General features: G+C 69.6%; 12 protein-coding genes. 2 read left to right on the forward strand and 10 right to left on the reverse strand.

Annotated features, from left to right (window positions below; genetic code table 11):
• Positions 1-74 precede the first annotated feature (74 nt).
• Together pafA and C1703_RS06945 are read right to left on the reverse strand one after the other, a co-directional pair.
• Positions 75-1,436 (reverse strand): Pup--protein ligase, encoded by a 1,362-nt coding sequence (gene pafA, locus C1703_RS06940; protein ID WP_114251058.1) that lies wholly within the window; start codon positions 1,434-1,436, stop codon positions 75-77.
• Positions 1,437-1,445: 9 nt separating this feature from the next.
• Complete coding sequence (locus C1703_RS06945) at positions 1,446-2,705, reverse strand: MFS transporter (RefSeq protein WP_114251059.1); 1,260 nt, start codon at positions 2,703-2,705, stop codon at positions 1,446-1,448.
• An 88-nt stretch (positions 2,706-2,793) separates the two neighbouring features.
• On the opposite strand from C1703_RS06945, the gene C1703_RS06950 reads away from it, so the two are divergent.
• Positions 2,794-3,804 (forward strand): LacI family DNA-binding transcriptional regulator, encoded by a 1,011-nt coding sequence (locus tag C1703_RS06950; protein WP_198678105.1) that lies wholly within the window; start codon positions 2,794-2,796, stop codon positions 3,802-3,804.
• A 245-nt stretch (positions 3,805-4,049) separates the two neighbouring features.
• On the opposite strand, the gene prcA is transcribed toward C1703_RS06950, so the two are convergent.
• From prcA to arc, 6 genes are all read right to left on the reverse strand, one after another.
• Positions 4,050-4,802 carry a proteasome subunit alpha gene (gene prcA / locus C1703_RS06955; protein ID WP_114251061.1) on the reverse strand — a complete coding sequence of 251 codons (753 nt, stop codon included), beginning with the start codon at positions 4,800-4,802 and terminating at the stop codon, positions 4,050-4,052.
• 68 nt (positions 4,803-4,870) lie between these two features.
• Positions 4,871-5,716 carry a proteasome subunit beta gene (prcB, locus tag C1703_RS06960; protein ID WP_114251062.1) on the reverse strand — a complete coding sequence of 282 codons (846 nt, stop codon included), beginning with the start codon at positions 5,714-5,716 and terminating at the stop codon, positions 4,871-4,873.
• On the reverse strand, positions 5,668-6,279 hold the full coding sequence (locus C1703_RS06965) for an endonuclease VII domain-containing protein (protein ID WP_114251063.1): 612 nt from the start codon (positions 6,277-6,279) through the stop codon (positions 5,668-5,670). Before C1703_RS06965 ends, prcB begins: the two co-directional genes overlap by 49 nt.
• 43 nt (positions 6,280-6,322) lie before the next feature.
• On the reverse strand, positions 6,323-6,541 hold the full coding sequence (locus C1703_RS06970) for a ubiquitin-like protein Pup (RefSeq protein WP_030244016.1): 219 nt from the start codon (positions 6,539-6,541) through the stop codon (positions 6,323-6,325).
• 178 nt (positions 6,542-6,719) lie between these two features.
• Complete coding sequence (gene dop / locus C1703_RS06975) at positions 6,720-8,231, reverse strand: proteasome accessory factor PafA2 family protein (RefSeq protein ID WP_343236394.1); 1,512 nt, start codon at positions 8,229-8,231, stop codon at positions 6,720-6,722.
• A gap of 234 nt (positions 8,232-8,465) precedes the next feature.
• Complete coding sequence (arc, locus tag C1703_RS06980; RefSeq protein ID WP_114251065.1) at positions 8,466-10,232, reverse strand: proteasome ATPase; 1,767 nt, start codon at positions 10,230-10,232, stop codon at positions 8,466-8,468.
• Positions 10,233-10,477: 245 nt separating this feature from the next.
• Here arc and C1703_RS06990 point away from each other — a divergent pair, with 245 nt between their 5' ends.
• Positions 10,478-10,783 carry a ferredoxin gene (locus tag C1703_RS06990; protein WP_114251067.1) on the forward strand — a complete coding sequence of 102 codons (306 nt, stop codon included), beginning with the start codon at positions 10,478-10,480 and terminating at the stop codon, positions 10,781-10,783.
• Positions 10,784-10,842: 59 nt separating this feature from the next.
• Here the strand turns inward: C1703_RS06990 and C1703_RS06995 are convergent, their stop codons facing one another.
• The gene (locus C1703_RS06995) at positions 10,843-11,421 is read right to left on the reverse strand and encodes a hypothetical protein (protein WP_114251068.1); all 579 of its coding nucleotides are present in this window, start codon (positions 11,419-11,421) and stop codon (positions 10,843-10,845) included.
• Between the two features lie 342 nt (positions 11,422-11,763).
• Entirely contained in the window at positions 11,764-12,666 is a 903-nt protein-coding gene (locus C1703_RS07000) for a tRNA (adenine-N1)-methyltransferase (RefSeq protein WP_031114607.1), read from the reverse strand.
• Positions 12,667-12,741 lie beyond the last annotated feature (75 nt).

Genomic DNA, 12,741 nt, shown 5'->3' on the forward strand with positions numbered 1-12,741 from the left:
GTGAGAAGGGCGCCGCACTTGTAACGTACGGCGCCCGTGTGGCGTTCCGGCGATTTTCCCGCCGGCGCGATTCCTCACATTCCGGCGATCAGCTTCTCCACCCGGTCGTCCACGGAACGGAACGGGTCCTTGCACAACACGGTGCGCTGGGCCTGGTCGTTGAGCTTGAGGTGAACCCAGTCGACCGTGAAGTCACGGCGCTGCTCCTGGGCCCGGCGGATGAAGTCGCCGCGCAGCCGGGCCCGAGTGGTCTGCGGCGGGACCGACTTGCCCTCGAAGATCTTCAAGTCGTTGCAGATGCGGGCGGCCTGGCCCTTCTTCTCCAGCAGGTAGTACAGGCCGCGACGGCGGTGGATGTCGTGGTAGGCGAGGTCTATCTGCGCGACCCGCGGATGCGACATGGTCATGTTGTGCTTGGCCCGGTACCGCTCGAGGAGCTTGTACTTCATGACCCAGTCGATCTCGGTGCCGATGCGGTCGAGGTCCTCGGACTCGATCGCGTCCAGTGTGCGGCCCCACAGCTCCAGGACCTGCTCGACGGTGCCGGTGCGGATGCCGCGGCGCTCGCAGAAGTCCAGGGCCTTCTCGTAGTACTCGCGCTGCACCTCCAGGGCGGAGGCCTCGCGTCCGCTGGCCAGGCGGACCTTGCGGCGGCCGGTGATGTCGTGGCTGACCTCGCGGATCGCCCGGATCGGGTTCTCCAGGGTGAGGTCGCGCATCACCGTGCCCGCCTCGATCATGCGCAGCACCAGGTCGGTGGCGCCGACCTTGAGCAGCATGGTCGTCTCGGACATGTTCGAGTCGCCCACGATGACGTGCAGGCGGCGGTAGCGCTCGGCGTCCGCGTGCGGCTCGTCGCGGGTGTTGATGATCGGCCGGGAGCGGGTGGTCGCCGAGGAGACGCCCTCCCAGATGTGCTCGGCCCGCTGGCTGACGCAGTACACGGCCCCGCGCGGCGTCTGCAGCACCTTGCCGGCGCCGCACAGCAGCTGCCGCGTGACCAGGAACGGAATCAGAATGTCCGCGAGACGCGAGAACTCCCCGTGCCGGGCCACGAGATAGTTCTCGTGGCATCCGTAGGAGTTGCCCGCCGAGTCGGTGTTGTTCTTGAAGAGGTAGACGTCGCCCGCGATTCCCTCCTCGTGCAGGCGTCGTTCGGCGTCCACCAGGAGTCCTTCGAGAATGCGCTCGCCCGCTTTGTCGTGGGTGACCAGTTCGATCACGTTGTCACATTCCGGTGTCGCGTATTCCGGATGTGATCCCACGTCGAGATAGAGGCGGGCGCCGTTTCGCAGAAAGACATTGCTGCTGCGGCCCCATGACACGACACGGCGGAAGAGGTACCGCGCCACCTCGTCAGGAGACAGGCGGCGCTGTCCCCTGAACGTGCACGTGACGCCGTACTCGTTCTCCAGCCCGAAAATGCGGCGGTCCATGAGGGAACATTACGCCCGATCCCCTGAACTGAAACGGGGTTCGAGGGCACGGTTCGGATCATTTTCCGAACCGGCGGCAACGACCGCTCCCCCACCGGGAGCTGCGAGTACCCGCGCCGTGGCGCTCAAAACCAGCAGGGACACGGCACCCACCACACCCGGCACGGCGAAGCCCCACAGGGCCCCACCCGCCTCCACGACGGGTCCCGCGACGCCCGTTCCGACCGAGTGGCCCACGGTGAATGTCGTCACCAGCCAGGAGAACGCCTCGGTGACCGTGCCGCGCGGGGCGTGCCGGTCGACCAGGACGAACGCGCAGGCGATGGCGGGGGCGAGGAAGACCCCCGCGAGCGCGGTCAGCGCCACCATGGGCACGGCGTCCGGCATGAGCATCAGCGGCAGGTAACAGACCACCAGAAGCGCCACCAGCACCCGCAGTCTCCGCGCGGGCTCACCGGCCCACTGCCGGGCCCCGTAGACGGTGCCGCCGACCAGCGCCCCGAACCCCAGGGCCGCCATCAGCCAGCCGTACACCGCGTCACCGCCGTGCGCGTCCGCGTAGGGCACCGAGGCGACCGTGATGGACCCGAGCGCCATCCCGATGAACAGGAACGCCGCCAGCAGCGCCAGCAGCCCCGGGGAGCGCAGCGCGCCGAGCCAGTGCGCCTCGCGCGGCGCCGACCGCCACGCGCGCGAGGGCGGCGACACCACGACGGACAGCGCGCCCAGCACCCCGACGACGTTCAGCACGAGCAGCGCGGCCTGGGCCGACCAGAGGGACACGCACAGCGTCACCAGCAGCGGCCCGACGGTGAACATCACCTCCTGGGCCACGGCGTCCATGGCGTACGCCGTGTGCACCTGGTCCTCCCGCCGCAGCACGGAGCCCCACAGGGCGCGCAGCCCGCCCTCCAGGGGCGGCGCGAAGAGCCCGGCGGCCGCCACGGCGGCGTACGCGAGGGGCAGCGACCCGATGCCGGCGAAGGCGAAGACGGCCATGGCGAGCGCGGCCAGGACGGCCGCCGGCAACTGCACGCGCGGCTGCCCGCGCAGGTCCACGAGCCGGCCCAGCACCGGCTGCCCCACCGCGTTGGCGACGCCGTACACGCCCGCCAGCGCCCCGGCGAGGCTGTACGAGCCGCCTTCGGCCCGCACGAACAGCACGATCGCGATGGCCGCCGTGGCGTTGGGCAGCCGTCCCACCAGCGTGCCGACGAGCAGTCGGGCGGCGTGCCGCGCCCGAAGGATCTCCAGGTATCCCGTGGCCATGTCCCCGCCCTAAGTTTTACGTATAACGTCGGTTCCCATACGTACCATGTCCGCTGTTCGCGAGTCCAGACGAAGGAGCGGCCCGACGGTGGCACGAGGCAGCACACGGCCCACGAGCCGGGACGTCGCCCAGGCCGCCGGCGTCTCGCAGGCGGCGGTCTCCCTGGTCCTCGGGGACAAGTGGCGCGGCCGGGTCTCGGAGGCGACGGCCGAACGGGTCCGCGAGGCGGCCCGCGACCTGGGCTACCGCCCGAACCTGGCCGCCCGGAACCTGCGCCTGGGCCGCACGCGCACGGTCCTGCTGGTGGTCCCGGCCCTGACCACGGAGTTCTTCGCGGGCGTCTACACGGGCGCGGCCCGGGTCGCCGCCGAGCACGGCTTCGGCGTGGTCCTCTACCCCTCCCCCGAGGGCATCGGCCCCGCCCGCGACCCCTTCGCCTCCGCCCAAGCGGCCCTGGACGGCGTCATCGCCTCGTCCATGGCGGCGGACGCGCTGACCGCGATCCGCGGCGAGGCGCTCCCCCTGGTCATGCTGGACAGCGACCCGGCGGGCAGCCTCGGCGCGGCGACGGTCAACCTGGACATCGCCGACGGCGTCCGCCAGGTCGCGGAGCACCTGCTGTCCCTGGGCCACCGCCGCTTCCTCCACCTGGCGGCGGACGTGCCGTCCTGGACGTTCGAGGTACGGGCCAGGGAACTGGCGGCGCGGCTGGCCGGGGTACCGGGCACGTCGGTCCGCACGGCCCGGGCCCCCATCTCCATCGAGGGCGCCGTGGCCGCCACGGAGGCCGCCCTGTCGGTGCCCGGGCCGCGCCCCACCGCGCTGGTCTGTGACGACGACAAGCTGGCCGCGGGCGCGTACAAGGCGGCCCGGCGCCTCGGCCTCCGCATCCCCGACGACGTCTCCGTCACCGGGCTGGACGACCTGGCCCTCGCCACGGCCATCGACCCCGAGCTGACGACGGTCCGCCTGGACGCGGAGCTCTTCGGTGAACGGGGCATGCGGGCCCTCCTGGCGGTCCTGGAGGGCCGCTCACCCGAGGGCGGGGACATCCCGGTGCAGTTGCTCGTACGGGGGTCCACAGCACCGCCTCGTTAGCCCGCATCCGGCGCCGGTGCTGGGGCCGGGTGGGTCCGCACCCCGGCGGAACGGGGTGCCGCCGCGCCCACCCCTGCCGCCCCTGGCGGCACGCACGCCCGCAGCTGAGCGGACCGGCACCCGCCGGCGCGGCCCCGACCCGCCACCCGACGTCAGGCAAAGACGCGCCCCCACCCGCACCGGCAACACGACCGCGCGCCCCGGCCAGATACGGCCGGGGCGCGGCGAGCGCAAGCGACGGGTCGCTACTCGGCGTCCTCGGACCCCTCCGGCTCCGACTCCGCTCCCGGCTTCCCCCCGTCCTCGCCCAGCAGCCGCTCCAGCTGCCGCCCACTGATCCGCTTGAACTTCCGCTTCTGCGGTCGCGTCCGGTCCAGCACCGCCACCTCCAGCCGCTCCGCGGGAATCTCCCGCTCACTGCCGTTGGTGTCCCGGGACAGCGACTGCACCGCCAGCTTGAGCGCCTCGGCCAGCGTCATACCGTCCCGGTGGCGCTGGTCCAGATAGCTGCTGATCTGCTCCGCGTTACCACCCACCGCGACCGAGCCGTGCTCGTCCACGATGGAGCCGTCGTGCGGCAGCCGGTAGATCTGGTCCCCCTCCGGGGTCTCACCGACCTCGGCGACGACCAGCTCCACCTCGTACGGCTTCTCCCCGACGCTGGAGAAGATCGTGCCCAGCGTCTGCGCGTACACGTTGGCCAGACCGCGGGCCGTCACATCGCCCCGGTCGTAGGTGTAACCCCGCAGGTCGGCGTAGCGAACGCCGCCGATCCGCAGGTTCTCGTACTCGTTGTACTTGCCGGCGGCGGCGAAGCCGATCCGGTCGTAGATCTCGCTGAACTTGTGCAGCGCACGGGACGGGTTCTCGCCGACGAACACGATGCCGTCGGCGTACTGCAGCACGACCAGGCTGCGGCCACGGGCGATGCCCTTGCGGGCGTACTCCGCCTTGTCGGCCATCGCCTGCTGGGGTGAGACATAGAACGGCGTCGACACCGGTTATCCGTCCCTCTCTTGAAGATTCCGTCGGTTCACTGGACCACCCTCACAAGAACGCCCGCCGCCTACAGCAGCGCGGCCCGCGGACCGTCCGGCTGCTGGAGACGCCGCTCCAGGACGGAGCGCGCGATCTCGGACGACTCGTCCTCGGTGAGCCGGCGGAAGCCGTCCTCGGTGATCACGGTGACGATGGGATAGATCCGGCGGGCGACATCGGGACCGCCGGTCGCCGAGTCGTCGTCTGCCGCGTCGTAGAGCGCCTGGACCACGAGCGTCGTGGCCTCGGCCTCGCTGAGGTCGTCCCGGAAGAGCTTCTTCATCGCGCCGCGCGCGAAGATCGACCCGGAGCCGGTGGCCGCGTAGCCCTGCTCCTCGGATCGCCCGCCCGTGACGTCGTAGGAGAAGATCCGGCCCTTCTCCCGGTCCACGTCGTACCCGGCGAAGAGCGGGACGACGGCCAGTCCCTGCATGGCCATGCCCAGGTTGGAGCGGATCATCGTCGAGAGCCGGTTGGCCTTGCCCTCCAGGGACAGCTGTGCGCCCTCGACCTTCTCGAAGTGCTCCAGCTCCAGCTGGAACAGCTTCACCATCTCCACGGCCAGACCCGCCGTACCGGCGATGCCCACCGCCGAGTACTCGTCGGCGGGGAAGACCTTCTCGATGTCCCGCTGCGCGATGACGTTGCCCATGGTGGCGCGCCGGTCACCGGCGAGGACCACGCCGCCCGGGAAGGTCACGGCCACGATCGTCGTGCCGTGCGGCGCCTCGATGGCGCCCTGGACGGGCGGCAACTTCTTGTTGCCCGGCAGCAGTTCGGGCTGGTAGTCGGAGAGGAAGTCCATGAAGGAGGAAGAGCCTGGCGTCAGGAAGGCAGCTGGTAGACGCCCGGTGCTACGAGTGTTGGCTTCCACGCGATTCCTTCCACATAAGCGGCAGCCCGCCTTACTGCATCGGGCCGATCCTTGAACTGCCCCAGTGCGGCGTTGCAGCTGAAGCACAGTACGCCACGGACCCTACCCGTCTTGTGGCAGTGATCCACATGCTCGGGCACGGCCGACAGACATATACAGCACACGCCTCCCTGGGAGGCGATCAGACCGTCGCGTTCGGCTTCCGTGATGCCGTACTTCCGCTTCAGATGCCCCTGCCGACCCTGCACCGCTCGGCACGCCTTGCAACGGGTCGACAACCCGTCGGAAGCGGTCGCATTGCGGTGCCATTCGCTGTGGGGCTTGATCTCGCCACATGTCCGGCAGAGCTTGTATCCGGTCGGGACGTCCACCTGCTCCCGGACCGGCTTCACCATGGCCTCCCGGCGACGCCGGTAGTGCGCGGCGCTGTACTTCGCCACGCACTCCCGGCAGTGCACCTGGAGGCCGTCCCGCCGATTCTTGTCGCGGGCGAATGCAGCAAGAGGCAAATCCCGCTCGCACTTCCTGCATTGCCTCGCGTTCGGCTCGCTGGCCGCTTCCATCCCCCGTCACCTTCGGATCAAAGGCTGAACGCGCCCCCTGCCTTCACTGCCCGCCTTTTTGCACGAAGCTCCGAACGAAATCCTCCGCATTTTCCTCGAGTACGTCGTCGATCTCGTCCAGGACCGAGTCCACGTCGTCGCTCAGCTTCTCCTGACGCTCCTTGAGGTCCTCGGAAGCCTGCGCCTCTGCCGCCTGCTCCTCGACCTCCTCGGTGGACCGGGTGGCCTTCTGCTGTCCGCCGCCGGTGTCCTTGGTCGCCATATCCCTCACCCCGCTCGGTTCGCCCGACACAGTTGCTCGGTCAAGATCAGACCCTACTCGCCGGGTCTGACAATGGCCCCGCAGTTGCTCCAACGTACGGGGACCACCTCGATGATTCCCGGACCAGGGATTTTCCACCCTGTCCGGCGGGCCCCTCCCGAGTACCCGCGATGCGTGCTCACCCTCCGGACAACACCCTGACCAGGTCTTCCGCGGTGCGGCAGCGGTCCAGGAGCTCCTTGACGTGATTACGCGTTCCGCGAAGCGGTTCCAGGGTTGGAACGCGCTGCAGCGAGTCCCGGCCCGGCAGGTCGAAGATCACCGAGTCCCAGGAGGCGGCCGCGACGTCATCGGCGTACTGCTCCAGGCAGCGCCCGCGGAAGTACGCCCGGGTGTCCTCCGGCGGCGCCGTACGGGCCCGCTCGACATCCGCCTCGTCCAGCAGCCGCTTCATGCGCCCGCGGGCCACCAGACGGTTGTACAGGCCCTTGTCGGGCCGTACGTCGGCGTACTGGAGGTCGACCAGGTGGAGCCGGGCCGCGTCCCAGTCCAGGTTGTCCCGGCGCCGGTAGCCCTCCATGAGCTCCCGCTTGGCGACCCAGTCCAGCTCGCCGGCCAGGCTCATCGGGTCGTGCTCCAGACGGGTGAGGGTGTCCTCCCAGCGGGACAGGACGTCCTTGGTCTGCTCGTCGGCGTCGGCGCCGAACCGCTCCTCCACGTACTTGCGCGCCAGCTCGTAGTACTCCATCTGCAACTGCACCGCCGTGAGCGTCCGGCCGCTGCGGAGCGTGACCAGGCGCTTCAGGGACGGGTCGTGCGAGACCTGGTGGAGGGTGCGGACCGGCTGGTCGACGGCCAGGTCGACGGCGATGAAGCCGTCCTCGATCATCGACAGGACCAGCGCGGTCGTGCCCAGCTTGAGGTAGGTCGAGATCTCCGACAGGTTCGCGTCGCCGATGATCACGTGCAGGCGCCGGTACTTCTCGGCGTCCGCGTGCGGCTCGTCGCGGGTGTTGATGATCGGACGCTTGAGCGTCGTCTCCAGGCCGACCTCGACCTCGAAGTAGTCGGCGCGCTGGCTCAGCTGGAAGCCGTGCTCGTGCCCGTCCTGGCCGATGCCGACGCGGCCCGCTCCGGCGAAGACCTGGCGGGAGACGAAGAACGGCGTCAGGTGGCGCACGATGTCCGAGAAGGGGGTCTCCCGCTTCATCAGGTAGTTCTCGTGCGTGCCGTAGGACGCGCCCTTGTTGTCGGTGTTGTTCTTGTAGAGGTGGATCGGCTGGGCACCGGGCAGCTGGGCGGCCCGTTCCGCGGCCTCCGCCATGATCCGCTCGCCGGCCTTGTCCCAGAGGACGGCGTCCCGGGGGTTGGTCACCTCGGGGGCGCTGTACTCGGGGTGCGCGTGGTCGACGTAGAGCCGTGCACCGTTGGTGAGGATCACGTTGGCCAGGCCGATGTCCTCGTCGGTGAGCTGGCTGGAGTCGGCGGCCTCACGGGCGAGGTCGAAGCCTCGCGCGTCCCGCAGCGGATTCTCCTCCTCGAAGTCCCAGCGGGCCCGGCGGGCCCGGTGCATCGCCGCCGCGTAGGCGTTCACGATCTGGGACGAGGTGAGCATGGCATTGGCGTTGGGGTGGCCGGGGACGGAGATCCCGTACTCCGTCTCGATGCCCATTACTCGCCGTACGGTCATGCGGCCCTCCTTGCCCGGCGGCACCCTCGGTCGTGGGCGCCACTCAGATACCGCTGGCGCTCGGTTGCGTGTGCGGTGCCCGTCCCCGCACTGCGCGACTCGGCGGTACGCAAGAGCCTAGAACGCCTTTGCGCTGGTGGGGAGATCATTTGCGTCATTGCGTTGCTCCAGCCGTGGCCTGAAAAACAGTCGGCTGCGGGTACCCGCGACGGGCACCCGCAGCCGCCCTGCCTTTTACAGGTACTGACCGGTGTTCGCCACCGTGTCGATGGAGCGTCCGGTGTCCGCACCCTGCTTTCCGGTGATGAGCGTACGGATGTACACGATCCGCTCGCCCTTCTTTCCGGAGATACGGGCCCAGTCGTCCGGGTTGGTGGTGTTCGGCAGGTCCTCGTTCTCCTTGAACTCGTCCACGCAGGCCTGGAGGAGGTGGGAGACGCGGAGGCCCTTCTGGTTCTTCTCGAGGAAGTCCTTGATCGCCATCTTCTTGGCCCGGCCCACGATGTTCTCGATCATGGCGCCGGAATTGAAGTCCTTGAAGTAGAGGACTTCCTTGTCACCGTTGGCGTAGGTGACCTCCAGGAAGCGGTTCTCCTCGGATTCGGCGTACATGTGCTCGACGGCCGTCTGGATCATGTTCTGGACCGTGGCACCCTTGTCGCCGCCGTGCTCGCCGAGGTCGTCGGCGTGCAGCGGGAGGCGCTCGGTGAGGTACTTGCCGAAGATGTCCTTGGCCGCCTCGGCGTCCGGACGCTCGATCTTGATCTTCACGTCCAGCCGGCCGGGCCGCAGGATGGCCGGGTCGATCATGTCCTCGCGGTTGGAGGCGCCGATCACGACCACGTTCTGCAGGCCCTCCACGCCGTCGATCTCGGCGAGCAGCTGCGGGACGATGGTGTTCTCCACGTCCGAGCTGACACCGGAGCCACGGGTGCGGAAGAGGGACTCCATCTCGTCGAAGAAGACGATGACGGGGGTGCCCTCGCTGGCCTTCTCACGGGCCCGCTGGAAGACGAGGCGGATCTGCCGCTCCGTCTCACCGACGTACTTGTTCAGCAGCTCGGGGCCCTTGATGTTCAGGAAGAAGCTCTTGCCGGCGGCCTGGCCGGTCACCTCGGCGACCTTCTTGGCCAGCGAATTGGCCACGGCCTTGGCGATCAGTGTCTTACCGCATCCAGGGGGTCCGTACAGCAGCACACCCTTGGGCGGCCGCAGTTCGTGCTCCTTGAACAGGTCCGGGTAGAGGTAGGGGAGCTCGACGGCGTCCCGGATGGCCTCGATCTGGCCGCCGAGACCACCGATCTGCTCGTAGCCGATGTCGGGGACCTCTTCGAGGACGAGCTCCTCGACCTCGCTCTTGGGGACGACCTCGTAGACGTATCCGGAGCGGGGCTCCAGGAGCAGGGCGTCGCCGGGGCGGATGGTGACGTCCAGCAGCGGCTCGGCGAGCCGTACCACCCGCTCCTCGTCGGTGTGCCCGAGCACCAGGGCCCGCTCGCCGTCCTCGAGGATCTCCTTGAGGGTGACGATGTCACCGACGCGCTCGAACTCCATGGCCTCGACCACGTTGAGCGCTTCGTTGAGCATCACTTCCTGGCCGCGCCGGAGCTCCTCGAGCTCGACGCTGGGGCTGACGTTCACCCTGAGCTTGCGGCCGCCGGTGAAGATGTCGGCGGTGCCGTCCTCGTTCGCCGTCAGGAAGACACCGAAGCCGGCCGGCGGCTGCGCGAGCCGGTCGACCTCCTCCTTGAGGGCCACGATCTGGTCACGGGCCTCACGGAGCGTGTTGGCGAGTCGCTCGTTCTGCGCGGACACGCCGGCCAGATTGGTCTGCAGCTCGACGATCCGCTCTTCGAGAATCCTCGTGTGTCGCGGAGAGTCGGCGAGCTTGCGTCGCAGGACGGCGATCTCCTGCTCAAGGTAGGCGATCTGCCCGGCCGGGTCATCGGACCCGCGTCCCGGGCGGATGCCGCGGTTCATGTCGTCGTCGTGGGCTGCCACGGTCCTCACCTCCTCCAAGGGGAGCTGGACGCTTCCAGACCCTACCTGGGCGGGTGTCGATTGAAACCCCTAGATCACAAAGACGGTCGGGGTGTGTCCGATCTTCACCCTTGCGCTCTCCCTCACGCCAGGGGAATACCCACCGAACCTGATTGGAACCCAGGCGGAGGTAGGGTCGAAGCGTTCAACACCCGTCAGAGCTGGCCGGATTCCCGATACGGCTCGGCGGAGAAACGGCAGGAGAGATGAGCGTGCAGCAGGAGGCCGGGGTCGACGGCGAGGCTCTGGAGGTCTGGATCGACCAGGACCTGTGTACCGGCGACGGCATCTGCGCCCAGTACGCGCCGGAGGTGTTCGAGCTGGACATCGACGGTCTGGCCTATGTGAAGAGCGCCGACGACGAGTTGCTCCAGGACAAGGGCGCGACAACGCCCGTACCGCTGCCGCTTCTCACGGACGTGATCGACTCCGCGAAGGAGTGTCCGGGCGAGTGCATCCACGTACGTCGGGTTTCGGACAGGACAGAGGTCTACGGACCGGACGCAGAGTGACTACTTCTCTACGCACTGTCACTACTGTCTGATATCTCACACGCGCTGGCGCACGCGCCTCACACGCTGCGGGCGCCGGCCGGCGTCGAGCGGACGAACGCGCCGTTCTGCCAACGCCATTTCACGTCGCTCCGCACGTCGGGGCAGCAACGCGGCACGTCGGTCGACGAGTAGCCGAGGAGCGTGGCCGTGACGGCCCCGTCGCGCACGGCGAAGTCCGCGACGGTGGTGCCGTCCTTGGGGTCGAGCAGCGTGGCCACCACCCGCGGCTTGCCGCCGTCGCCGCCCCGGGTGAGGACGTACACGCCGTCCGGCGGGGTGCCCATCGGGGAGTCGCAGCGGACCACGGCCACCGTCTCGGGTACGCCGTCCCCGTCGAGATCACCGGAGGCCTTCTTCCGCACCACGGCCTTCACCGGGCCGCACGCGATCGGGAAGTCCACCGCGGCCGGATCGGGCGCGGCCGCGTTCGCCGGAGCGCTTCTGGTCTCGGGGCCGGCCGGCTGAGCGGCCGTCGCGGCGCCGGGCTGGAGGACCGAGGAGAGGGCCACCACGCCGGCCACGGCCGTGGCGGTGGCGAGCCAGTGGATGGGGCGGGTGTGGGTGTGGGCGAGCTCCGGGACGGCGGAAGGCTGCACTAGGAGTGTCTCCTGAGGGCTGTGCCGGTGGGGTGGCCAAGATGGTGCCACACGTCACACGGTGAGGGAACGGCGGGGTGTGCGCGTCCCGTGCCGGGGAAGTCAGAGGGGTTACGGTTCCTGCCGCTGTGTCAGCAAGCCGGGGCCGGCGCGGGCCGCCGGCGGCGGGCGAGGCGGCTGCCGGTCGCCTCGGGCCAGGTCAACGGTGTCGCGCCCGGTTTCACCCCGGGCGGCAACGAGAAGGCGCCGTGGCGCAGTTCCGGTGTGGTGTCCGGGAACTGCGCCACGGCGCCTGTGCGTTGTGTGCGGTGAGGCCTGGGCCTCGTGTGCGTGCGGGCCGTCTCAGCGGGCGGTGCCGCCGTCGGCGTTGGGGCCGGCGTAGTCCTCGCCGTAGGCGCCCTTGGCGGGGCGGCGGCGGCGCATGGGGGGCTCGACGCCGTCGGCGAGGCGGCGGGCGGTGAGCAGGAAGCCGGTGTGGCCGATCATCCGGTGGTCCGGGCGGACGGCGAGGCCCTCGATGTGCCAGTTGCGGATCATCGTCTCCCAGGAGGTCGGCTCGTTGAAGCAGCCGATCTCGCGGATGGACTCGACGGTCCGGGCGAGCTGGGTGGTGGTCGCGACGTAGCAGCAGAGGATGCCGCCGGGGACGAGCGCCTTGGAGACGGCCTCCAGGCACTCCCAGGGGGCGAGCATGTCGAGGATGACGCGGTCGACGTCGGTGTCGGACAGGTTGTCCTGGAGGTCGCCGACGGTGAGCTGCCAGGCGGGGTGCGGGCCGCCGAAGTAGCGCTCCACGTTCGCCTGGGCGATCTCGGCGAAGTCGGCGCGGCGCTCGTAGCTGTGGAGCATGCCCTGGTCGCCGATGGCGCGCAGCAGGAAGCTGCTGAGCGAGCCGGAGCCGACGCCGGCCTCCACGACGCGCGCGCCGGGGAAGATGTCGGCGAAGGCGAGGATCTGCCCCGCGTCCTTCGGGTAGACGACGGCTGCCCCGCGGGGCATGGACAGGACGTAGTCGGGGAGCAGGGGGCGCAGCGCGAGGTAGGCGACGTTCCCCGTGGTGCGGACAACGCTGCCCTCGGGAGCGCCGATCAGTTCGTCGTGCGGGAAGGAACCCTTGTGGGTGTGGAAGTTCTTCCCGGCCTCGAGCGTGAACGTGTAGTGGCGGCCCTTGGGGTCGGTCAGCTGTACCTGGTCCCCGACCTTGAAGGGCCCGCGCCTGCGGGCGGCACCGGTCGGTTCGGACATGTGACCAGCCTACCGGCACCGGAGGGGGCCGCCGACCACCAGGACGGGCACCGGGGCGGCCACCGGGACAGCCGG

The organism is Streptomyces sp. Go-475, from assembly GCF_003330845.1.
In the GTDB taxonomy this organism is placed as follows: domain Bacteria; phylum Actinomycetota; class Actinomycetes; order Streptomycetales; family Streptomycetaceae; genus Streptomyces.

Coding starts and splice junctions, on each gene's coding strand:
- pafA (WP_114251058.1), bottom strand. CDS start 1,436: ATGGACCGCCGCATTTTCGGGCTGGAGAACGAGTACGGCGTCACGTGC.
- C1703_RS06945 (WP_114251059.1), bottom strand. CDS start 2,705: ATGGCCACGGGATACCTGGAGATCCTTCGGGCGCGGCACGCCGCCCGA.
- C1703_RS06965 (WP_114251063.1), bottom strand. CDS start 6,279: ATGGAAGCGGCCAGCGAGCCGAACGCGAGGCAATGCAGGAAGTGCGAG.
- C1703_RS06970 (WP_030244016.1), bottom strand. CDS start 6,541: ATGGCGACCAAGGACACCGGCGGCGGACAGCAGAAGGCCACCCGGTCC.
- dop (WP_343236394.1), bottom strand. CDS start 8,231: ATGACCGTACGGCGAGTAATGGGCATCGAGACGGAGTACGGGATCTCC.
- C1703_RS06990 (WP_114251067.1), top strand. CDS start 10,478: ATGAGCGTGCAGCAGGAGGCCGGGGTCGACGGCGAGGCTCTGGAGGTC.
- C1703_RS07000 (WP_031114607.1), bottom strand. CDS start 12,666: ATGTCCGAACCGACCGGTGCCGCCCGCAGGCGCGGGCCCTTCAAGGTC.